Annotated in this window: 22 protein-coding genes, 1 pseudogene and 1 riboswitch; of the genes and pseudogenes, 5 read left to right on the forward strand and 18 right to left on the reverse strand. The window is 71.5% G+C overall.

From position 1 onward, the window contains the following. The 4 genes and pseudogenes from ALMP_RS39605 to ALMP_RS39620 form a co-directional block, all read left to right on the forward strand. Positions 1-507, forward strand: a pseudogene (locus ALMP_RS39605) (hypothetical protein); the annotation flags it as partial. A 111-nt stretch (positions 508-618) separates the two neighbouring features. Continuing rightward, the gene (locus tag ALMP_RS39610) at positions 619-1,038 is read left to right on the forward strand and encodes a VOC family protein (protein ID WP_264936844.1); all 420 of its coding nucleotides are present in this window, start codon (positions 619-621) and stop codon (positions 1,036-1,038) included. A 209-nt stretch (positions 1,039-1,247) separates the two neighbouring features. Next, complete coding sequence (locus tag ALMP_RS39615; protein ID WP_264936845.1) at positions 1,248-2,378, forward strand: LOG family protein; 1,131 nt, start codon at positions 1,248-1,250, stop codon at positions 2,376-2,378. Between the two features lie 159 nt (positions 2,379-2,537). Next, positions 2,538-3,278 carry an LAETG motif-containing sortase-dependent surface protein gene (locus ALMP_RS39620; protein ID WP_264936846.1) on the forward strand — a complete coding sequence of 247 codons (741 nt, stop codon included), beginning with the start codon at positions 2,538-2,540 and terminating at the stop codon, positions 3,276-3,278. Between the two features lie 59 nt (positions 3,279-3,337). Here ALMP_RS39620 and ALMP_RS39625 read toward each other — a convergent pair whose 3' ends face one another. The 11 genes from ALMP_RS39625 to rpsB form a co-directional block, all read right to left on the reverse strand. Next, a complete protein-coding gene (locus ALMP_RS39625) occupies positions 3,338-4,135 on the reverse strand; it encodes a maleylpyruvate isomerase family mycothiol-dependent enzyme (protein ID WP_264936847.1) in 798 nt (265 codons plus the stop codon). 10 nt (positions 4,136-4,145) lie between these two features. Next, on the reverse strand, positions 4,146-5,180 hold the full coding sequence (locus ALMP_RS39630; RefSeq protein WP_264936848.1) for an ABC transporter ATP-binding protein: 1,035 nt from the start codon (positions 5,178-5,180) through the stop codon (positions 4,146-4,148). Further along, positions 5,180-6,844, reverse strand: a complete 1,665-nt coding sequence (locus ALMP_RS39635; RefSeq protein WP_375803611.1) for an ABC transporter permease — start codon at positions 6,842-6,844, stop codon at positions 5,180-5,182. Before ALMP_RS39635 ends, ALMP_RS39630 begins: the two co-directional genes overlap by 1 nt. Continuing rightward, positions 6,820-7,902: a thiamine ABC transporter substrate binding subunit gene (locus ALMP_RS39640; protein ID WP_264936850.1), complete on the reverse strand. Its 1,083-nt coding sequence runs from the start codon at positions 7,900-7,902 to the stop codon at positions 6,820-6,822. The genes ALMP_RS39635 and ALMP_RS39640 overlap by 25 nt, the downstream gene beginning before the upstream one ends. Before the next feature lie 69 nt (positions 7,903-7,971). Continuing rightward, positions 7,972-8,078: riboswitch (TPP riboswitch) on the reverse strand. A gap of 27 nt (positions 8,079-8,105) precedes the next feature. Continuing rightward, positions 8,106-9,212 carry a 23S rRNA (adenine(2503)-C(2))-methyltransferase RlmN gene (rlmN, locus tag ALMP_RS39645; protein WP_264936851.1) on the reverse strand — a complete coding sequence of 369 codons (1,107 nt, stop codon included), beginning with the start codon at positions 9,210-9,212 and terminating at the stop codon, positions 8,106-8,108. Positions 9,213-9,236: 24 nt separating this feature from the next. Further along, on the reverse strand, positions 9,237-9,698 hold the full coding sequence (locus ALMP_RS39650) for an SRPBCC family protein (RefSeq protein WP_264936852.1): 462 nt from the start codon (positions 9,696-9,698) through the stop codon (positions 9,237-9,239). A 139-nt stretch (positions 9,699-9,837) separates the two neighbouring features. Further along, entirely contained in the window at positions 9,838-11,076 is a 1,239-nt protein-coding gene (locus tag ALMP_RS39655) for a phosphatidate cytidylyltransferase (protein ID WP_375803612.1), read from the reverse strand. 149 nt (positions 11,077-11,225) lie between these two features. After that, on the reverse strand, positions 11,226-11,783 hold the full coding sequence (gene frr / locus ALMP_RS39660) for a ribosome recycling factor (protein WP_044388432.1): 558 nt from the start codon (positions 11,781-11,783) through the stop codon (positions 11,226-11,228). Positions 11,784-11,977: 194 nt separating this feature from the next. Beyond that, entirely contained in the window at positions 11,978-12,736 is a 759-nt protein-coding gene (pyrH, locus tag ALMP_RS39665) for a UMP kinase (protein ID WP_264936854.1), read from the reverse strand. Positions 12,737-12,925: 189 nt separating this feature from the next. Then, positions 12,926-13,762: a translation elongation factor Ts gene (gene tsf / locus ALMP_RS39670; RefSeq protein WP_264936855.1), complete on the reverse strand. Its 837-nt coding sequence runs from the start codon at positions 13,760-13,762 to the stop codon at positions 12,926-12,928. A gap of 154 nt (positions 13,763-13,916) precedes the next feature. Further along, positions 13,917-14,816: a 30S ribosomal protein S2 gene (gene rpsB / locus ALMP_RS39675; RefSeq protein ID WP_264936856.1), complete on the reverse strand. Its 900-nt coding sequence runs from the start codon at positions 14,814-14,816 to the stop codon at positions 13,917-13,919. A gap of 275 nt (positions 14,817-15,091) precedes the next feature. Between rpsB and ALMP_RS39680 the strand changes: the two genes are divergently transcribed. Beyond that, positions 15,092-15,655 (forward strand): M23 family metallopeptidase, encoded by a 564-nt coding sequence (locus ALMP_RS39680; protein WP_264936857.1) that lies wholly within the window; start codon positions 15,092-15,094, stop codon positions 15,653-15,655. Positions 15,656-15,818: 163 nt separating this feature from the next. On the opposite strand, the gene ALMP_RS39685 is transcribed toward ALMP_RS39680, so the two are convergent. The 7 genes from ALMP_RS39685 to ALMP_RS39715 all read right to left on the reverse strand — a co-directional run bounded on the left by ALMP_RS39685 (position 15,819) and on the right by ALMP_RS39715 (position 21,868). Next, positions 15,819-16,373 (reverse strand): TetR/AcrR family transcriptional regulator, encoded by a 555-nt coding sequence (locus ALMP_RS39685; RefSeq protein ID WP_264936923.1) that lies wholly within the window; start codon positions 16,371-16,373, stop codon positions 15,819-15,821. Between the two features lie 104 nt (positions 16,374-16,477). Next, positions 16,478-17,320 (reverse strand): RNA polymerase sigma factor WhiG, encoded by an 843-nt coding sequence (gene whiG, locus ALMP_RS39690; RefSeq protein ID WP_264936858.1) that lies wholly within the window; start codon positions 17,318-17,320, stop codon positions 16,478-16,480. A 344-nt stretch (positions 17,321-17,664) separates the two neighbouring features. Then, complete coding sequence (gene dprA / locus ALMP_RS39695; protein WP_264936859.1) at positions 17,665-18,849, reverse strand: DNA-processing protein DprA; 1,185 nt, start codon at positions 18,847-18,849, stop codon at positions 17,665-17,667. Continuing rightward, entirely contained in the window at positions 18,846-20,471 is a 1,626-nt protein-coding gene (locus ALMP_RS39700) for a YifB family Mg chelatase-like AAA ATPase (RefSeq protein WP_264936860.1), read from the reverse strand. The genes dprA and ALMP_RS39700 overlap by 4 nt, the downstream gene beginning before the upstream one ends. A 1-nt stretch (position 20,472) precedes the next feature. Beyond that, complete coding sequence (locus tag ALMP_RS39705) at positions 20,473-20,835, reverse strand: YraN family protein (RefSeq protein ID WP_264936861.1); 363 nt, start codon at positions 20,833-20,835, stop codon at positions 20,473-20,475. Between the two features lie 128 nt (positions 20,836-20,963). Next, the gene (locus ALMP_RS39710) at positions 20,964-21,272 is read right to left on the reverse strand and encodes a DUF2469 domain-containing protein (RefSeq protein WP_003993268.1); all 309 of its coding nucleotides are present in this window, start codon (positions 21,270-21,272) and stop codon (positions 20,964-20,966) included. Positions 21,273-21,328: 56 nt separating this feature from the next. After that, positions 21,329-21,868 (reverse strand): NUDIX hydrolase, encoded by a 540-nt coding sequence (locus ALMP_RS39715; RefSeq protein WP_264936862.1) that lies wholly within the window; start codon positions 21,866-21,868, stop codon positions 21,329-21,331. Positions 21,869-21,885 lie beyond the last annotated feature (17 nt).

Raw genomic sequence — 21,885 nt, forward strand, 5'->3', positions numbered from 1 at the left:
CCCACCCCGTCCCTGCCCGGCGCCCCCACCCCCGCCCTCCTCGGCTGGGCCCTCACCGCCCTGGGCCTCGCCCTGGCCGGCCCCGGCCTCACCCACCTCTGCGGCCGCCTCCTGCAAGCCGTCCGCCCGGGCGCCCTCCGCCTGCTGGCCGGCCGCGGCCTGATGGAGGAGGCGTCCCGCATCGGCCGCCCCCTGGGCATCCTGTGCGCGGTGGCCTCCGGCGCGCACACGATGGCCGCCCTGTACGACCCCGCGGATCCGTCCTTCGGCCCGCTTACCACTCTCGGCGCCGTCCTGGTCGCCGGCTGCGCCCTCGCCACGCTCCTCATGGCGGCCGTGGAGGCACGTCAGGCCCGCGCCGGCACCACCACGGCGCTGCTGCGCCTCGGCGCCCCGACCACGACGCTGCGCGCCGCGGCCGCCCTGCGCGCCGGCGCGCTCGCGGCCCTCTTCGTCCCCCTCACCCTGATCGTGGCGGAACTCGCGGCGCTGCTCCTCACCGGCTGACCGAGAACTCGCGCGAAAAAACCTTCCCGGCCACCGATGAGTTCCGCGCGGCCCCTCGGTCTACCCCTCGAACACCACGAACACGCCGCACGAACCGATTGGGAGAGATCGATGACCACCTCCGCCTACCAGCAGATGATCTTCATCAACCTGCCCGTGAACGACCTCGACGCCTCGAAGAAGTTCTTCACGGAGCTGGGCTACTCGCTCAACGCGCAGTTCACCGACGAGAACGCGGCCTCCGTGGTGATCAGCGACACCATCGTCGCGATGCTGCTCACCAAGCCGTTCTACTCGACCTTCACCAAGAAGGAGATCGCGGACGCCTCGAAGACCAGCGAGGTGCTGCTCTGCCTGAGCGCCGAGAGCCGCGAGAAGGTGGACGAGCTGGTCGAGAAGGCCGTCGCCGCGGGCGGCACCGCGTCGGACAAGGTGCAGGACATGGACTTCATGTACGGCCGCTCCTTCGACGACCTCGACGGCCACACCTGGGAGGTCGTCTGGATGAACCCGGAAGCCGTCCAGGGCTGACACGGGCCGCCCAGGCCGTGTCGTTTGGATCAGGCCGGCTGTGAGGTGCGGTGCCTTTCGGCCGACCCGAGCGGGGCATGGTGCGTGCAGATGCAAGGCGGAGGAGGGAGTCGACGCGGAGCGTCGGCGAGTGACGACAACGCCGCAGATGTGCGTGCCATGCCCCGCGACGCCGGGATGATCCAAACGACACGGCCTAGCATGGGCGGGTGCATGCGACGACACCCGCCCGGCCGTTCGACGGCTCCCGCGACCGTGAGATCGAGTCCCTCGCAGAGTTCGACGAGGTGGTGTCCTCCCAGGGCTCCCTCGCGCACCACCGCGTGCAGGCCGTCGACCTGACGGACCGTACGGAGGTCCTGCTGACCCTGGACACCACGGGCGCCGTCTTCCTCGGCTGCCCGATGGAGCCGGAGGCGGCGGCCACGGCGCGCGCCTCGGGCGCCCTGGTCTTCCCGCCGGTCCCCGGCCTCCCCTTCGACCCCTACCGCGGCTTCGTCTACTCCCCCGACGAACTGTTCGCGGCGCTGCGCCAGGGCGGATACGAGGCCACACCGGACGCCCTCACCTACGCCTGGTTCCAGCGGACGAGGACCGACGGCGACGTCTTCGCCTCGATGCTCCGCTCGATCCACGACGACGCCGTCTCCGACGCCCTCGACGAACTCCTCGTCGGCGCCCGCGTGGTGGGCGTCATGGGCGGGCACGCCATGGCGCGCGGCACGGAGGCCTACGCGGGGGCCGCGCGCCTCGGCCGTGAACTCGCCCGCGGCGGACTGACCGTGGCGACCGGCGGCGGCCCGGGCGCGATGGAGGCGGCGAACCTCGGCGCCTACGCGGCCCCCTTCGCCGACGGCATGCTCACCGAGGCGCTCCTGCTCCTCGCCAAGGCGCCGTCGTTCACGCCGTCCATCACCGACTGGGCGACGGCGGCCTTCGAGGTCCGCGCCCGCTGGCCGCGGGGCGGCCCCTCGGTCGGCGTCCCCACCTGGTTCTACGGACACGAGCCGCCGAATCCGTTCGCCGCGCACATCGCCAAGTACTTCTCCAACGCCACCCGTGAGGACGGCCTGCTGGCCCGCTGCACCGCGGGGGTGGTGTTCCTGCCGGGCGCGGCCGGCACCGTACAGGAGATCTTCGACAACGCGACGCCCAACTACTACGAGTCGCGGGGCGAGCCGACGCCGATGGTGCTGGTGGACCGGGCGCACTGGACCGAGCGGCTGCCGGCCTGGCCGCTGCTGCGGGCGCTCGCCCGGGAGCGGTCGATGGAGGACCGGATCGCGCTGGTCGACCGGATCGAGGAGGCCCCGGAGGCGCTGAAACGTCTCGGTGGGTGAGAAGCGGGCCGTTCCAAGGGCCCGGAGTGGCCTCCGGATTGACATTACTTATGGAACGCTTATAGACCTGTGGGACTCCTGGGGACGCTGTCGCCACCTCGTCGGGGGCGTCATCTCCCCCTCCACCCCCCGCAGTTGCGCATCTCGTAAAGGACAAACGTGTCCATATCCCGCCGTACCGCCGCTCGTTCGGTGCGCCTGCTCGGTGTCACCGCCGCTTCGGCCGCCCTTGTGTTCGGCGCCGTCGGATCCGCGCTGGCCACCGACCTCAAGGACTTCTCCGCCGAGGCCGCCTGTGACGGCGCGAAGGGTGTCATCACCGTCACCGACAAGGACAAGACGGCGACCCCCGCTGTCGTGAGCGTCTTCCTCGAGAACAACGGCGCCGACCTGAGGAAGGTCGGTGAACTGCCCGTCGCCGGCTCGGCCAAGGGCGTCACCGTCACCTTCGCCGAGGACTGGGAGCCGGGTGCCGTCTACCGGGTGCATGTCACGACGGCCGACCTCAACGCCGACCTCGAACTGCTGACGACCCCCGCCAAGGCATGCAAGGGCGACACCCCCTCCACGCCGCCCACCACCCCGTCGACCTCGCCCTCCCCGTCGCCGTCGGACTCCGCCTCCGCCTCGGCTCCGGCCGAGCCGGGGACGCAGGCCCCGTCGGACTCCGCGAGCGAGAGCACGGCGCCCGCCGGGGGCACCGGCACCACGGACAACACCGGCGCCACCGGGGAGAACGCGAGCAACGCACCGTCACCCGCGGTCGGTGAGTCCAACCTCGCCGAGACCGGCGCCAACTCCAACACACCTCTGATCGTCAGCATCGCGGTCGTCCTGGTCGCCGTCGGCGGCGGCGCGATCTTCTTCGGCCTGCGCCGCAAGGGCAGCAGCAACCGCTGACGCCCCGGGCACAGCGGTGGCCCGTCCGTCCCCCGGGGCGAACGGGCCACCGCCGCCGGTCAGCCGAACGTCGTCTTCTCCAGCCACAGCTCCAGCAGCGCCCGCTCGCCCAGGACCTCAAGGCCCGGGCTGTCCAGCGGCAGCCGGCGGTAGAAGGCGAGGAGGAGCGTGGTGAGCGGACCGCGCAGCGCCACCGTCGCCTTCTCGTGCCCGCGCCGCCAGACGATGCCCTGCTCGGTGAGTTCGATCAGCCACTCGGCGTCCAGGCCGGCGGGCGCGTCGGTGGCGTGCAGATGGATGCCGCGGTCCGCGACGAGCAGCTCGTCGGCGGCCGCGTCGGGCGCGTTCCGCTGCACCCACGCGACGATTTCCAGCCACTCGTCGATCGCGTCGACGGCCACATCGGCCGCGACCTCGTAGGGCAGCCCGGCGGCGAGCGCCGCGTCGGCGCGGTGCACGGTGATCTCGTGCGTCACACGGCGGGCCCAGAACCCGGCGTCGAGAACGCCCGCCCAGCCCCACACCTTGGCGTCGGGCCCGGCCTCCCGCAGTGCGGCGACGGCGATCTCGCCGCTCTCCGCGAGCCACGCGTCCAGCGCGGCCGGATCGCCCTCGGTGTCCGGCCCGCCGTGCAGCGGGATCCGTTCCTCGGGGATGTTCTCCGACGCCCGCGTCCGCACGAGCGTCTCCACCCAGCGCAGGGCGCCGCCCATGTGCCGCACGAGCTGTTCCAGGGACCACTCCGGGCAGGTCGGCACGGTGGCCGACAGGTCCGCCCCCGAGGTCACCACGGACCTCAACAGGCCGACCTGGAGGGCGATTTCGTCGCAGTATCGATCGTGCGCGAGAAGGGTCATGCGCAGCACCCTAGGGGTGGTCCGGTCCGTCGAGCACCGCGATTTCCAGCGCGTCGAACGCCACCCCGACCACGTCCCCGGTCTCCGGCGCGAGGCGCAGCGCGCAGGCGGCCTCCAGTCGTGGCGCGTCACTCGGCTGGAGATGGACGGCGACATGGGTGCCCTTGAAGGTGCGGGCGGCGACCGTGCAGCGCAGGCCCTCGTCCGCGGCGACCAGCCGCACCCCGGCCGGCCGCACCAGCAGCGTGCGGGTCCCCTGCGGGGAGCCGGCCGGCACCGGCACCTTGCCCCACGGCGTGTCCGCCGTCTCCCCGGCGACGCTCGCCTCCACGACGTTGTCGAAGCCGAGGAAGCGGGCGACGAACGCGTCGGCGGGCCGCTGCCACACCTCCAGCGGCGTCCCCGACTGGGCGATCCGCCCGTCCCGCATCACCACCACCCGGTCGGCGAGCGCGAACGCCTCGCCCTGGTCGTGGGTGACCGCCAGCACGGTGGTGCCCAACCGGCCGAAGAGGTCCCGCAGTTCGACGACCAGCCGCTCCCGCAGCGACCGGTCGAGCTGACCGAGCGGCTCGTCCAGCATCAGCAGCCGGGGCCGGGGCGCGAGGGCGCGGGCCAGCGCGACCCGCTGCTGCTCCCCGCCGGAGAGCGCGGCGACGGAACGGCGGACCGCCCCCGGAAGCCCGACGAGGTCGAGCAACTCCCCTACCCGCTCCTGCTGTTGCCGCTTGGGCGTGCCGTGCATCCGCAGTCCGAAGGCCACGTTGCCGCCCACGTCCCGCTGCGGGAACAGCTGGTGGTCCTGGAACATCAGCCCCAGCTCCCGTCGGTGCGCGGGCACGCCCGCCTGGTCGCGCCCGTCGAGCACCACCCGTCCGGCGTCCAGGGGCTGGAGCCCGGCGACCGCCCGCAGCAGCGTCGACTTGCCGCTGCCGCTCGGCCCGAGCACGCACACCACCTCGTGCTCGGCGACGTCGAGGCCGACATCGTCCAGCACGGCCCGCCCGCCGAACCGCACGGTCGCGCCCTCCAGCCGCAGCAGCATCAGAACTCCCCCGTCCGGTCGGTGCGCAGCCGCTCCAGCACCAGCAGGGCCACCGCGCACACCAGCATCAGAATCGTCGAAAGGGCCATGGCCTGGCCGTAGTTGAGGTCACCGGCCCGGCCCAGCAGCCGGGCCACGGCGACCGGCAGCGTCGGGTTGTCGGGCCGGGCGATGAACACCGTCGCGCCGAACTCCCCGAGCGACACCGCGAAGGCGAACCCGGCCGCGACCAGCAGCGCCCGCCGCACCATCGGCAGGTCCACCTCCCGCCACACCCGCCAGGGCGACGCCCCGAGCACGGCCGCCGCCTCCCGCAGCCGCTCGTCCACCGCCCGCAGCACCGGCAGCATGGTCCGTACGACGAAGGGGACGCCGACCAGCGCCTGCGCGAGCGGCACGAGGATCCAGCTGCTGCGCAGATCCAGTGGCGGCTCGTCGAGCGCGATCAGGAAACCGAAGCCCACGGTGACGGCGGAGACGCCCAGCGGCAGCATCAGCAGCGCGTCGAAGCCCCGCACCAGGCGTCCGGCGTCCCGCCGGGTGAGCGCGGCGGCGGCCAGCCCGCCGATCACCACCGCGATGACGGTGGCGACGACGGCGTACTGGAGGGAGTTGCCGATCGCGTCGATCGGCGGGACCAGGAAGACATTGCCCTCGTCGCTGGTCAGCGCCCGGTAGTAGGCGAAGTCGGATGCGTCCAGCGAACGCTGCACCAGCACCGCCAGCGGCAGCAGGATCAGCACGACGACGGTGCCGAGGACGGCGGCCAGCAGCGCCCACTGCCCGGCCCCGCGCGGCCGCCGCTCCGTCAGGGAGGCGTCCACCAGCCGCAGGGCGGTCTCCCGCCGCCGTACGGTCCAGGCGTGCAGGGCGAGGATCGCGCCGACGGCGGCGAACTGGACGAGGGTGAGGACGGCGGCCGTGGACAGGTCGAAGATCTCCGAGGTCTGCCGGTAGATCTCCACCTCCAGGGTGGAGAACGTCGGCCCGCCGAGGATCTGCACCACACCGAAGGAGGTGAAGGTGAACAGGAACACCATGAGCGCGGCGGCGGCGACGGCCGGCCCGAGGGCGGGCAGCGTCACCGTGCGCCAGGCGGTGAGGCGGGACGCGCCCAGCATCCGCGCCGCCTCCTCCTGCCGTGGGTCCAGCTGCGCCCACAGCCCGCCGACCGTGCGTACGACGACCGCGTAGTTGAAGAAGACGTGCGCCAGCAGGATCGCCCACACGGTGGTGTCCAGCCGTACGCCCCACAGCTCGTCGAGGAGACCGCCGCGCCCCACGAGCGCCAGGAACGCCGTACCGACGACGACCGTCGGCAGCACGAACGGGACGGTCACCACCGCCCGCAGGACCTGCTTGCCGGGGAAGGCGAAGCGGGCGAAGACATGGGCGGCGGGCAGGGCGAGCAGCAGGGTGAGCGCGGTGGAGGCGAGCGCCTGCCAGGTGGTGAACCACAGGACGTGCCGGATGTCGGGCTGCCCGAGTACGTCGACGAGCCGCCCGAGGTGCCATTCCCCGCCGTCGCCGAGCCCACGGGAGACGATCGCGGCGACCGGGTAGGCGAAGAACACCCCGAAGAACGCGACGGGCAGGGCCATCAGCCCGAGCCGCGCCGCGCTCCCGCGTCGGGTGGCCGCTACTTGAGGACGAGCGAGGTCCACGACTTGACCCAGTCGTCACGGTCGGCGGCGATCTTCGCCGGGTCCATGGTCTCGGGATCCTGGGCGGGCGGCCCGTACTGCGTGAACTCGGCGGGCACGGCCGCGCCCTTGAGCACCGGGTAGACGAACATGTTCAGCGGCATGTCCTGCTGGAACTCCTTGCCGATCAGGAAGTCGATCAGCGCCTTGCCGCCCTCCGCGTTCTTCGCGTTGCTCAGCAGCCCCGCGAACTCCACCTGCCGGAAGCAGGTGCCGGTCGCGACGCCGGTCGGGGCGGTGGTGGGCTTGGGGTCGCCGTAGATCACCTCGGCGGGCGGCGAGGAGGCGTAGGAGACGACGAGCGGCCGGTCGCCCCCGGCCTTCCTGCCGCCGGCGGAGCCGGAGAACTCCTCGTTGTAGGCCTGCTCCCAGCCGTCGACCACCTTCACGCCGTTGGCCTTCAGCTTCTTCCAGTACCCCTCCCAGCCCTGGTCGCCGTAGGCCGCGGCGGTGCCCAGCAGGAAGCCGAGGCCGGGCGAGGAGGTGGAGGCGTTCTCGGTGACGAGGAGGTTCTTGTAGGCGGGCTTGACCAGGTCGTCGAAGGTCGTGGGCGGGGCCAGCTCGCGGTCGGCGAAGTACTTCTTGTCGTAGTTGACGCAGATGTCGCCGTGGTCGACGGGCGTGACGCGGTGCTTGTCCGCGTCGAGCTGGTACTGGCTGTCGACCTGGTCGAGCCCCTTCGCCTCGTACGACTGGAACAGCCCGTTGTCGAGGGCCCGTGACAGCAGTGTGTTGTCGACGCCGAAGAAGACGTCGCCCTGCGGGTTGTCCTTGGTGAGGATCGCCTTGTTGACGGCCTGCCCGGCGTCGCCGTCCTTGAGGACCTTGACCTGGTAGCCGGACTGCTTCTCGAAGTCGGCGAGCACGTTCTTGGAGACGGCCCACGAGTCGTGGCTGACGAGGGTGACGGTCTTGGAGCCGCCGCCGTCGCCGCCGGAGTCGGACGACTCCGAGCCGCAGGCGGACAGCGTGACGAGACCGAGGCCGACGACCGCGGCCACGAACGTCCTGGTGTGCACTGGATTCCTCCTGGAGGTGACCAGGAAGAGACGCGGCCCCGCCCGGGTGACCCGGGCGGGGCGCAACAGCTTGAGCGGTGACCGAACTTCCTACCCAGAATGACCTGGGCGAGGTTCAGAGGGTCTGCGGCCCGGTGCCGCACTCTCAGCGCTGTGGCGCTCCCCTGTCGGAATACGAAGATATGAAGTTGTCCGGGATCAGACTACCGCTCGGTGGCGGCGAGCTGACCACAGGCTCCGTCGATCTCCTGGCCACGGGTGTCCCGGATCGTGACGGGCACACCATGCGCGGCGATGGCCTCGACGAACGCCTTCTCGTCCTCGGGCCGCGAGGCGGTCCACTTCGAGCCGGGCGTCGGGTTCAGCGGGATCAGGTTCACATGCACCGGCCGCCCCTTGAGCAGCCGCCCGAGGCGGTCCCCCCGCCACGCCTGGTCGTTGATGTCGCGGATCAGGGCGTACTCGATGGACAGCCGCCGACCGGACTTCTCGGCGTACTCGAACCCGGCGTCGAGCACCTCGCGCACCTTCCACCGCGTGTTCACGGGGACGAGCGTGTCGCGCAGCTCGTCGTCGGGGGCGTGCAGCGAGATGGCGAGACGGCACTTGAAGCCCTCGTCGGAGAACCGGTGGATGGCCGGCACCAGCCCGACCGTCGACACGGTGATCCCGCGCTGCGACAGCCCGAGGCCGTCCGGCGTGGGGTCGGTCAGCGCGCGGATCGCGCCGACGACCCGCTTGTAGTTGGCGAGGGGCTCCCCCATCCCCATGAACACGATGTTGGACAGCCGCGCGGGCCCACCGGGAACCTCCCCGTCCCGCAGCGCCCGCATCCCGTCGACGATCTGATGCACGATCTCGGCGGTGGACAGGTTCCGGTCCAGGCCCGCCTGCCCGGTCGCGCAGAACGGGCAGTTCATCCCGCACCCGGCCTGCGAGCTGATGCACATCGTCACCCGGTCCGGATACCGCATGAGCACCGACTCGACCAGCGTCCCGTCGAACAGCCGCCACAGCGTCTTGCGGGTGGTGCCCTGGTCGGTCGACAGATGCCGCACGACCGTCATCAGCTCGGGCAGCAACGCCTCCCGCAACTTCTCACGCGCCCCGGCGGGAATGTCGGTCCACTCCGCCGGATCATGCGCGAACCGCGCGAAGTAGTGCTGCGACAGCTGCTTCGCCCGAAACGGCTTCTCACCGATCCCCGCCACCGCCTCCTTCCGCTCGGCGGGCGAGAGATCGGCAAGATGCCGCGGCGGCTTCTGAGCTCCGCGGGGGGCGACGAAAGTAAGTTCTCCGGGCTTAGGCATGGCCTCTCAAGTGTCGCAGATCGTTCACGGTGTCCCGATGCCGCCGCCGTGTTCCAGTCGTTGCTTCAGCATCCGCTCGTTGTGCGGCAGCTCCTTGCGGAGCTGGGGCTTGACGACGAGGGGTACGAGGACCTTGCCGATGCCGTGGCCCTCCACGTCGACCTCCATGGTCACGCGGGAGCGGCGGCCGTCGTCGAGCGGGTCGATCTCGCCGTGGACATGGGGGCGGACGGGGCCGTCGATGCCCTGCATGCCCCAGGCGTGCGGCGGGTCGTACTCGGTGAACTGCATGGTCATCGGGATGTCCCGGCGGCCGACGTGACGGGTGATCCGTACCCGGGAGCCGACCCCGACCGGTCCCTCGTCGAGCCGTTCGGCCGAGACCGCGCTCGCCTGCCATTCAGGCAGGTGGGAGAAGTCGATGACGTAGGTCCAGACGTCGTCGGGTGTGCGGTCGACGTCGATCGATTCGCGGAAGTCGGACATGCTGTCGCCCCCTTCCAGGGGTCCCCCCTGTGAGGTCTCAGCAGAATCGTCCCACTCGTGCCCGCGCCGGGCCATCCGTACGGCGACGGGCCCCCGCCCCGGACAGGGAGGAGGCCCGCGCGCGCAGCGTACGTACCGGTCAGCCGGAGCCCACGAACAGCACCAGCAGCAGCCACACCACCGGAGCCGTCGGCAGCAGTGAGTCCAGGCGGTCCATGATGCCGCCGTGGCCCGGGAGCAGGGTGCCCATGTCCTTGATGCCCAGGTCCCGCTTGATCATCGACTCGCCGAGATCGCCGAGCGTGGCGCTGACCGCGACGGCGACGCCCAGCAGCAGGCCCTGCCACCAGGTGCCGTCCTCGATCAGGAACTGCACGCACAGCGCGCCCGCGACCATCGCGAACGCGACCGCGCCGAGCAGCCCCTCACGGGTCTTGCCGGGGCTGATGCGCGGCGCGAGCTTGTGCCTGCCGAAGCGCCAGCCGACGGCGTACGCGCCGGTGTCGCTGACGACCGTCAGGAGCAGGAACGTCAGCACACGCCAGTGCCCGTCGTCGGCGGTGAGCATCATCGCCACGAACGTGGCCAGGAACGGGACGTAGAAGGCCGCGAAGAGGCCGGCCGTGACGTCCTTGAGGTAGCCCTCCGGCGGTTCCGTCATCCGCCAGACCAGCACCGCCAGCGCCGTCAGGGCCATGGCGACCCAGGCGCCCTCGGCACCCCGGACATATCCGGCGACGACCATCGCCGCACCGCCCAGCGCGAGCGGCACGAGCGGCGCCTTGATGTCCTTGCGTTCCTGGAGCCGGCTGGTCAGCTCCCACAGGCCGACGACCACCGCGACCGCTATCACGCCGACGAACACGGCCTTGACGACGAACAGCGACGCGACGATCACCGCACCGAGCCCGACCCCAACGCCTATGGCGGCGCCCAGGTCACGGCCCGCGCTCTTCTTCTGCGGTGCGGGCACCGGCTGCGGGGCGTCGGGCATGGGCTCCGGATTCTGCGGCACCGCCGCAGGGGGCTGCGCCGACGGGGTCTCGTCGCGGTTCGTCTCACCGCGGTCGGTCTCACCGCGGTACGTCTCGTGACCGTACGTCTGTTCGCCGTACGCCTCACGGCCGTACGTCTCACGACCGTATGTCTCACGGCCGTGTGTCGCACGACCGTGCGTCCGGTCGTCGTACGTCTCACGACCGTACGTCGGGTGGCCGTGGGACGAGTGGCCGTAGGAGTCGTCACCGCGGTGGGTGCCGCCTCGGTGGCTGTCGTCTCGGTGGGTCTCGTCTCGGAACAGGGGGCCGCCCGGCCGAGCGGCCCCCCGGTCGCCATCCTGGTGTCCGCCGTGAGCGGGTACGTCGGGGACGATGGACATGGGGCGAGTCTGCTGCGCCTCAGGCGCATCGTACGCGGGACCCGCCGGGGCAGCCCCCTGGACAGGCCCTCGGTCGGTGGGCCCCCAGTACCCGGCCGGTGCACCCTGTGAACCGGCTTGTGGCGGAGCGCCCCAGGAAGAGTCGTTCATCAGACCTCGAGCAGCTCCGCTTCCTTGTGCTTCAGGAGCTCGTCCACCTGGGCGACGTACTTCGCGGTGGTGTCGTCGAGCTCCTTCTCCGCACGGCGGCCCTCGTCCTCACCGACCTCGCCGTCCTTGACGAGCTTGTCGATGGCGTCCTTGGCCTTGCGACGGACGGAGCGGATGGACACCTTGGCGTCCTCGCCCTTGCCCTTGGCGACCTTGATGTACTCGCGGCGGCGCTCCTCGGTGAGCTCGGGGAACACCACCCGGATGATGTTGCCGTCGTTGCTCGGGTTGACGCCCAGGTCGGAGTCGCGGATCGCCTGCTCGATGTTGCGCAGCGCGCTCTTGTCGAACGGGGTCACGACCGCCATGCGCGGCTCCGGCACGGAGAACGAAGCCAGCTGGTTGATCGGCGTCGGCGCGCCGTAGTAGTCGGCCACGATCTTGTTGAACATCGCCGGGTGCGCACGACCGGTGCGGATCGCGGCGAAGTCCTCCTTGGCGACCACGACGGCCTTCTCCATCTTCTCCTCGGCCTCGAGGAGGGTCTCTTCGATCACCACTTGCTCCTGCGTGTCTTGAGTAGGCCCGGCTGCGGTTCCTTGCGGGGGGCGGCGGCCGGCTGCGTCGCGTCTTCTTCCTGCACGGTTCCCGACCGGCAGGACATTGTCCATCCCCCGACCAGGGTCCGTCCCCCGGTCAGGTGTTGTCGTACGGACCGGGGAGTCTCCGGTCGAACCAGGGGTCCTACCGGTCAGGCCCGGCTGCCTTGGTCACCCACAAGCGTGCCGATCTTCTCACCCTTGACGGCCCGCGCGATATTGCCCTCGGCCAGAAGCTCGAAGACGAGGATCGGGAGCTTGTTGTCGCGGCACAGCGTGATCGCGGTGGCGTCGGCGACCTTCAGCTCGCGCGTGATGACCTCGCCGTAGCCGAGGGAGTCGAACTTGACCGCCTCGGGGTTGGTCTTGGGGTCGGAGTCGTAGACCCCGTCGACGCCGTTCTTGCCCATCAGCAGCGCCTCGGCGTCGATCTCCAGGGCGCGCTGCGCGGCGGTGGTGTCGGTGGAGAAGTACGGCATGCCCATACCGGCGCCGAAGATGACCACGCGGCCCTTCTCCAGGTGGCGCACGGCGCGCAGCGGGATGTACGGCTCGGCGACCTGGCCCATGGTGATGGCGGTCTGGACCCTGCTGTCGATGCCCTCCTTCTCCAGGAAGTCCTGGAGGGCGAGGCAGTTCATCACGGTGCCGAGCATGCCCATGTAGTCGGAGCGTGCCCGGTCCATGCCGCGTACCTGGAGTTCGGCGCCGCGGAAGAAGTTGCCGCCGCCGATGACGACCGCGATCTGCGCGCCGTCGCGCACGACGGCCGCGATCTCGCGGGCGATCTTGTGCACCACGTCGGGGTCCACGCCCAGGCCGCCGCCACCGGAGAATGCCTCTCCGGACAGCTTCAGCAGGAACCGGCCGCGCACTTTGCCGTCGTCGCTCTTCTGGGCCTTGGTCGTCATGGGAGATCCCGCCTCTTTCATGTGGTGCACATGCGAAGAAGGCCATTGCCGGTGGGGTGTCGTTCGCATCCCATGCGCGGCAATGGCCTCCTCGTCAGATCTGCTGTCGTCCGTCACACCATGGGTGACGGCGTACCCGGACGACTGCTGTCGACCCTATCGGGGTCGGGCGTCCGTCGCGGTACGGACTCAGATGCCGACCTTGATGCGCGCGAAGCGCTTCAGGGTGACACCGGCCTCGTCCAGGACCTTCTGGACGGACTTCTTGTTGTCGAGCGCGTACGGCTGGCCGAGCAGCGTGGCGTCCTTGAAGAAGCCGTTGAGGCGACCGTCGACGATCTTGGCGATCGCGGCCTCGGGCTTGCCCTCGGCGCGGGTGGTCTCCTCGGCGATGCGGCGCTCGGACTCGACGACCTCGGCCGGCACGTCCTCCTTGGAGAGGTACTTCGGCGCGAAGGCGGCGATGTGCTGGGCGATGCCCTTGGCGACCTCGGCGTTCGGCTTGTCCAGCTCGACGAGGACACCGATCTGCGGGGGCAGGTCGGGCATCGTGCGGTGCATGTACGCGAGCACGAAGCCGTCGGTGAACTGCGCGAAGCGGTCCAGGACGATCTTCTCGCCGAGGTTGGCGTTGGCCTCGTCCACGAACGCCTGGACGGTCTTGCCGGCCTCGATCTCGGAGCCGAGCAGGGCCTCGATGTCGGCCGGGGAGGTCTTGGCGACGTGCTCGGCGATGGCCGTGGCGACGCTCTGGAACTTCTCGCCCTTGGCGACGAAGTCCGTCTCGCACTTCAGCTCGACGAGGACGCCGGAGGAGTTGTCGTCGGCGATGATCGAGACCACGGCGCCGTTCTCGGCGGAGCGGCCCTCGCGCTTGGCGACGCCCTTCTGGCCCTTGATGCGGAGCGCCTCGACGGCCTTCTCGACGTTGCCCTCGGCCTCGTCCAGCGCCTTCTTGCAGTCCATCATGCCGGCGCCGGTGAGCTCACGGAGCTTCTTGACGTCGGCGGCGGTGTAGTTCGCCATGAGTCTTGAATCTTTCTCGAAGTCTGGAAGATCGAAGATCTGCGGGGTGCGCTCCCATGGAGACGGGCAGCGCTGTCCTCCCGCCGACCTACGGGTGAACGGCGGGAGCGGACTTCATGTCACCGCTCCCGCCGTCACCACTGACGCTGACGGGTCAGGCCTGCTCGGCCTCGGCGGCCGGAGCCTCGGCGGCGGGGGCCTCGGCGGCCGGAGCCTCGGCGGGGGCCTCGGCAGCGGGCGTCTCGGCAGCGGCGTCGGCGGCCGGGGCCTCCTCGGCCTTCTTCTCGCCCTCGAGCAGGTCGCGCTCCCACTCGGCCAGCGGCTCGCCCGCGGCCTTCTCGCCCTTGCCCTCGGTGGCGACACCGGAGCGGGCGATGAGGCCCTCGGCGACGGCGTCGGCGATCACGCGGGTGAGCAGCGTGACGGAGCGGATCGCGTCGTCGTTGCCCGGGATCTTGTAGTCGACCTCGTCGGGGTCGCAGTTGGTGTCGAGGATGGCGACGACCGGGATGTTGAGCTTGCGGGCCTCGCCGACCGCGATGTGCTCCTTCTTGGTGTCCACGATCCAGACGGCGCTGGGCACCTTGGACATCTCGCGGATACCGCCGAGGGTCTTCTCCAGCTTGGCCTTCTCACGCGAGAGGACCAGGAGCTCCTTCTTGGTCAGACCGGACGCGGCGACGTCCTCGAAGTCGATCTGCTCGAGCTCCTTGAGGCGCTGCAGACGCTTGTAGACCGTGGAGAAGTTGGTGAGCATGCCGCCCAGCCAGCGCTGGTTGACGTAGGGCATGCCGACGCGGGTGGCCTGCTCGGCGATGGCCTCCTGCGCCTGCTTCTTCGTGCCGACGAACATGACCGTGCCGCCGTGGGCGACGGTCTCCTTGACGAACTCGTAGGCGCGGTCGATGTACGACAGCGACTGGAGCAGGTCGATGATGTAGATGCCGTTGCGCTCGGTGAAGATGAAGCGCTTCATCTTCGGGTTCCAGCGACGGGTCTGGTGACCGAAGTGGACGCCGCTCTCCAGCAGCTCCCGCATCGTGACGACGGCCATGGCCGTTCTCCTTGAGTTTCTCGGTTGTGCCGCGGATGCCGGACGGCTTCCGCGCCTGACGCCCGCGGTGCGCCGAGCCACGAAGGACCGAGGGGCGCTGATACGTACGGACCGTTTCCGGTCCCCGTACCGGGGCGTGCGAAGTCGACCCGGTGACCCGGATCGCCAGAAGAAGTGTACGGGACCGGCGGGGCACCGGGTGACGCCGCTGTCCACAACAGCCGGTTCGTCCACAGCTCCCGGCCATGATCGGGCGTTCCCGGGACGCTTGCGCCATGTGCGTGAAGCGATACGCGGCCCTGTTCCTGACCCTCCTGCTCGCGTCGCCGGCCTCGGCGACCGGCGCGCCTTCGGCTCCTGTGCCGTCACCGGTCCCGGCGGTCGCCCGCTCCTGGCCGCTGGGGGTGCCGGGAGCCCGCCCGCCGGTGGTGCGGGCCTGGGACCCGCCGCCGACGGCGTACGCCCGTGGCCACCGGGGAGTGGACCTGGCGGCCCCGGCCGGCGCCCCGGTACGCGCGGTGGCGGTGGGCCGGGTGTCCTTCGCGGGCCGGGTGGCGGGCAGGGGCGTGATCTCGGTGGAGCTGACGGGGACGGGCACCCCGCCCCTGCGCACGACCTACGAGCCGGTACGACCGCTGCTGCGGAAGGGCGACGAGGTCACCCCGGGTCGGCTGATCGGCACCTTGGAGCCGACGGCCTCGCACTGCCGGACGACCTGCCTCCACTGGGGCCTGAGAAGAGCGGGCGCCTACCTGAACCCGCTCCTGCTCCTGCCTCCGTGGCTCCTGGACAGGGGGCCGTCGAGACTGCTGCCGGTACTGGGTGTCCCGCTGCCGTGAACCACGGGGCACCCCGGGCGCGCCACGGACCGGCAGCCGGGCCCTGGGTGTCCCGCTGCCGTGAACCGCGCGGCACCCCGGGCGCGCCACGGACCGGCAGCCGAGCCGCGGCCGCGTCCATTCCGCCAGCGCGGGACCCGGCTCCCCACCGGGCACCGGCGCCTCAGCCCGCGACCCCCCGCAACACCATCCCCACCGCCGCCTCCGTGATCCCCGCCGGCTCCTCCGCGCCCAGTTCGATCCTGCGGACCGCCGCGTCCACGACCCCCTGCACCAACATCGCCGCCAGCCGCGGTTCCGCGTGGCCCATCTCCCCCAGCGTCTCGACGATCATCGCCACGAGCCCCCCGTGCGCGGCCCGGATCTTCTCCCGCGCCCCCGCGTCCAGCTCGCTCGCCGAGATCGCCACGACGGCACGGTGCCGCCGGTCCCCGACCAGGGCCAGCTGCCGCCGCACATACGCCTCGATCTTGGCCTCCGGCCCCCGCGCCGCGGCCATCGCCGCCTCGACCTCCGCCGCCCACACGGGGAAGTCGACCTCGCACAGCTCCTCGACCACGGCCGCCCGCGACCGGAAGTACTCGTAGACGGAGGAGCGCGCGAGCCCCGTCCGCTCGGCGAGGGCGGGGAAGGTCAGCGCCTCCGTCCCGCCTTCGGACAGCAAAGACCGAGCCGCGTCCAGCAAGGCGGCTCGTTGCATCGACCGGTGCTCGGCCACGGAGGCCGCTCGAATCCTTGGCACGTCAACCACTGTACGGACGCGGCACCCCCGAGGGGAGTGACTGCGCCCGCACGTCCGCCCCGTGGCGCCGTCCGACCAGATCAGCGACCGAATCCGGCCAGTTTCGCGCGCAATTGCAGCACGGATTTGGTGTGGATCTGACTGACTCTGCTTTCGGTCACGCCCAGTACGTTCCCGATCTCGGCCAGCGTCAGCCCCTCGTAGTAGTAGAGCGTGACGACCGTCTTCTCCCGGTCGGGCAGCGTGTTGATCGCCCGCGCCAGGAACCGCCGCAGTTCACGGTCCTCGGCGATCTCCACGGGGTTGTCCGCGGCGGTGTCCTCCAGCGTGTCCATGACGCTGAGGCCGTCCCCGCCCTCGGCCCCGACGTGCAGCAGCTCCTCCAGCGCCACCACGTTGGCCAGCGACAGCTGGCTGAACACCGCATGGAGCTCGTCCACCGGGATGCCCAGCTCCGCCGCGACCTCGCCTTCGGTCGGCGTGCGCCGCAGCCGCGCCTCCAGCGTCGCGTAGGCCCGCTCGACGTTCCGCGCCTTCGTCCGTACCGACCGGGGGATCCAGTCCAGCGCCCGCAGCTCGTCGATCATCGCGCCCCGGATCCGGGTGATCGCGTACGTCTCGAACTTGATCTCCCGGTCGATGTCGAACTTCTCGATCGCGTCGATCAGCCCGAAGACCCCGGAGGAGACGAAGTCCGCCTGCTCCACGTTCGGCGGCAGGCCCACGCTCACCCGGCCCGCCACGTACTTCACCAGCGGCGAGTAGTGCAGGATCAGCTGCTCCCGCAGCCGCTCGTCCCCCGTCGCCTTGTACGACCGCCACAGCTCGTCGAGCGTCGAGGGAGCGGGCGGCCGCACGCTGCCACCGTCGCGGGCGGCTGGGGGGATCGCCGCCCGGTCGGACCCGGAGGTGTGCTGGGGCATTCGTCGCCTTGTGCCGTTCTGCCGTGAAGTACGTGAAGTCGGTGAATTACGTGAAGTCGGTGAAGTAGGTGAAGTAGGTGATCTACGCGAAGTGCGGGTGCGTGGGCGAGTCGTCTGTCTGGTGTCGAGTGGTACACAGTGGCCGGTCTGCGCCGGAATCCACGTGAGCGTAGCGTGACTGGAGTGTCGCGGTGTGCGAAGGACGTGACCGGACCTGTGCGCAGATACGTTCCGCTGGGTGCTCCCCAGGGGGGCGGCGGTCGCCCAGGGTGACCGCCGTTCCGCGTCAACTGAGGGATTTCCCAAGGCGTTCCGCATTCCCCCGGACGGCCGAACGCGCCCGGTCAACACGAGCGTCGTCCCCCTCGGACGGAGACCATCGCCTGGCGTGTCAACTTCCAGCCGTCGCCATGGCGTTCGACGTATCCGAGTGCCCTGAGTTCGTACAGCCTCGCGACCGCGTCGTCCTGGGTGGTGCCCGCCTCACGGGCGATCTCCTCGGCCGCCGCGGGCCGGCGGCCGGGCAGCCCGGACAGGACACGCCGGGCGCCCGGTTCCAGCAGGTCGCGCGGCAGTACCGGGCCGCGCCGCTCCGGAGCGAGCTCTCCCATGTCGCCGACCAGCTCGACGACCTCCGCGGCGTCGGTGACCAGCACGGCCTCGCCCCGGAGCAGTTCGTGCACGCCCGCGGAGAGCCCGCTGGTGACCGGGCCGGGCACCCCCATCGTGTGCCGGCCCAGGCGCTGTGCCGCCCGCGCGGTGACCAGCGAGCCGCTGCGGTAGGCCGCCTCGACGACGACCGTGCCCCGGGTGAGCGCGGCGATCACCCGGTTGCGCAGCACGAACCGGCTCTGCGTCGGATGGTCCCCCGGCGGCAGCTCCCCCACGACCAGGCCCTGCTCGGCGATCCTGTTGATCAGCTCGGTGTGTCCGCGCGGGTAGGGCCGGTCGACTCCGCAGGCGAGGACGGCGACGGTGGCGCCGCCCGCGGCGAGGGCGCCGCGGTGGGCGGCGCCGTCGACGCCGTAGGCACCCCCGGAGACCACCACCCAGCCGCGTTCGGCGAGGCCGGCCGCGAGGGTGGCCGCCGTGTGCGCGCCGTACTCGGTGCAGGCGCGGGCGCCGACGACCGCGACCGACCGCAGCGCCCACATCCGCAGGCTGGGGCGGCCCCGCACCCACAGTCCCAGCGGCCGGGCGTCCCCGAGGTCGTCGAGCGGGAGGGGCCACTCGGTGTCCCCGGGGCACACGAACCGCACCCCGGCCGCCCGGGCGACGGTCAGGTCCTGCTCCGGCCCGGCCCGCTCGGCGCGCGCCCGCAGCCCGGCCCACCGCCGCGTACTCACCCCGGGCAGCGCCTTGCCCTCACCGCGCAGCCGCCGCGCCACCTCGGGCGCGCCGATCTCCCGCAGCCACCGCCCGGCGATCTCGTCGCCGGGCTCGAGGACCCGGGTGAGGAAGACCCGGGCGAGTCGTTCCTCGTCCGGCTCACCACCGTCCCGGGCGTCCGGAGCGGCGTCGACGCTCACGTCAGCGCCCCGAGCGCCATCGGCACGCCGCGCGGCACCCCCGTGCGCAGTTGCAGCGCCAGGGCGACGTCCGTGGCGTCGGGCCGGTCGTGGCCGACGAGGTCGGCGACGGTCCAGGCGACGCGCAGCACGCGGTCCAGTCCGCGCGCGGTGAGCACCCCCCGTTCCAGGTTGCGCTCGGCCTCGTCCATCGCGCCGGCCGCAGGGTGCCAGCGGCTGCGCAGCTCCCGTCCCGGCACTTCGCCGTTGGTGCGCCACGGGGTGCCCGCGAGCCGGGCCGCGGCCCGTTCCCGCGCGGCGCGTACGCGATCGGCGACGGTCGCCGTCGAGTCGCCTCCGGGACCACGGTGTGCGAGCTCGGCCCGGCTGACCGGGTCCACCTCGACGCGCAGGTCCACCCGGTCCAGCAGGGGCCCGGAGAGCCGGACCTGGTAGCGGCGGACCGCCGAGGGCGGGCAGTCGCACAGCGAGTCCCGCTGAGAGAACCGGCCGCAGGGGCAGGGATTGGCCGCCAGCACCATCAGGAACCGCGCCGGGAAGCGCACCACGCCCGCACTGCGCGCGATCACCACGTGTCCCGCCTCCAGCGGCTGGCGCAGGGCGTCCAGGGTCCGGCTGCTGAACTCGGGGGTCTCGTCCAGGAAGAGCACCCCGCGGTGGGCCAGCGAGACGGCACCGGGCCGCGCGATGCCCGGTCCGCCCCCGACCAGTGACTGCATGGTCGCCGAGTGGTGCGGGGCGCAGTACGGGGGGACGTCGATGAGGGGTTTGCCCGGCGGCAGCAGTCCGGCCACCGAGTGCACGGCCGTGACCTCCAGCGACTCCTCCCGGCTCAGCCGGGGCAGGACGGCCGGCAGCCGCTCCGCGAGCATCGTCTTGCCGGCCCCAGGCGGACCCTCCAGAAACAGGTGGTGTCCGCCGGCCGCGGCGACCTCCACCGCCGTCCGGGCCGACCGCTGGCCCACGACGTCCGCGAGGTCGTGTCCCTGGTCGTGGTGGGCGGCGCCGAGGCTGTGCGTGCCGGTGGCCGCGCTCGTGCCGGGCATCCGCAGGCCGGCCAGGAGCGGGTCCGGCCGTCCCAGCCCGTCCGGCTCCTCCTGCGGCACCGGTTCGTCGGCGAGGACCGCGATCAGCTGCCGCAGGCTGCGCACGCCGAGCACCGAGACGCCCGGCACCAGCGAGGCCTCCGCGGCGGCGCACTCCGGCACGACCACCTGCTCGTAGCCGGCGTCGGCCGCCGCGAGCACGGCGGGCAGGATCCCGCGGACCGGGCGCACCCGGCCGTCCAGCCCCAGCTCGCCGATCATCACGATGTCGGCGAGCACCCGTGGGTCGATCCGCTCGGCCGCACCGAGCACCGCACAGGCCACGGCGAGGTCGAAACCGCTGCCCGCCTTCGGCACCGAGGCGGGGCTCAGTCCGACGGTCAGTTTCTTCTGCGGCCACTCGCCACCCGAGTTCACCACCGCCGCCCGCACCCGGTCCCGGCTCTCGGTCAGGCTCTTGTCAGGCAGCCCCACCAGGGTGAACGCCGCGACCCCGGGCTCCAGGTCGGCCTGGACCTCCACCACGACGCCTTCGACGCCCACCAGCGCCACCGAGCACGTACGCGCGAATCCCATCTCAGGCCACCCCCCGCACGTGCTCGACGACGGGGGCGCCGCGCCGGGGCAGCAGGACGCCGACCAGGTCGATGCGTACGCCACCCGGTGGCGCCCCTCCATGGGCCTGGGTCCAGCACGCGGCGAGGACCCGCAGCCGCTGCGCCTTCTCGGGCGTGACCGCGGCCATGGGGTGTTCGAAGTCGCCGCCCCGGCGGGTCTTCACCTCGCAGACGACCAGGACGTCGCCGTGCCGGGCGACGATGTCGATCTCTCCGGTCCTGCCACAGCGCCAGTTGCGCTCCAGAACCGTCATTCCGGCCTCCGCCAGCCTCCGTGCGGCCAGCGTCTCGCCGTACTTGCCGAGTGCGCTCCGTGCGTTCATGTCGGCACCACCTCCGGTGCCCACCGTCACGCATCCGGCTCCCCGGAGTTGATCTTGGTGGAGAACTCAGCGGCTGTGGACAACCGCGTCACTCACTCGGGTGGCGCCTCCGCCACCCGGACGGTGCCTCAGCCGCTCGGAAGCTCCAGGTCGCTCTTGTTCAGCTCCTCGATGTTCACGTCCTTGAACGTGAGCACCCGTACCTGCTTCACGAACCGCGCCGGCCGGTACATGTCCCACACCCAGGCGTCGGCCATCGACACCTCGAAGAACACCTCGCCCTGGACCGAGTGCACCTGCATCTCGTAGTCGTTGGTCAGGTAGAAACGCCGCTCGGTCTCGATCACGTATTTGAACAGACCGACGACATCGCGGTACTCCCGGTAGAGCTTCAGCTCCATCTCGGTCTCGTACTTCTCGAGGTCCTCGGCGCTCATGGCATGTTCCCCTTCAGCCGTGCGATCCCCCCATTGTGCGCCAGTCCCGTGAGTCGCTAGACGATTTCCGTGTCAAGGGTCACTGGTCTGGCCGGGGGACCTTCGTCGAGCAGCGTGCGCAGCAGCTCGGCGAGTCTGGTCGGATACACCGTCTCATGTGCCCGGGTGAGTTCCTGACACGTCCACCAGCGCGCTCCGGCGACACTGCGCCGCTCCAGCTCGGTCAGGGCCGTGGCCCGGACCGCGGTGACGGTCGTACGGGCCAGGTAGTACCACTCGTCCTGGTCCCAGCGACGGCCCGCGAACGGGAAGGAACACGTCCGCCGCCACAGCACCGGGCCGAGGTCGACGTCGGTGATGCCGGTCTCCTCGGCGAGTTCCCGCAGGGCGGCCTGCTCACGGGTCTCGTCGCCCTCCACACCGCCGCCGGGTGTGAACCACCAGTCGTCGGCCGGATCGTCCGGCTCGTGGCCGTGGAGCAGCAGGACGCGGTCCTCGGGGTCGAGCAGCACGACCCGGGAGACCTTGCGCATCCCGCCCTCGTAGCCGTCGACACCCGCGTCCGCCGGCCCGGCACCCGTCGAGTCGGCGGACATCGACTCCGCGGACGTCG

The organism is Streptomyces sp. A012304 (assembly GCF_026008495.1).
Taxonomy (GTDB): domain Bacteria; phylum Actinomycetota; class Actinomycetes; order Streptomycetales; family Streptomycetaceae; genus Streptomyces.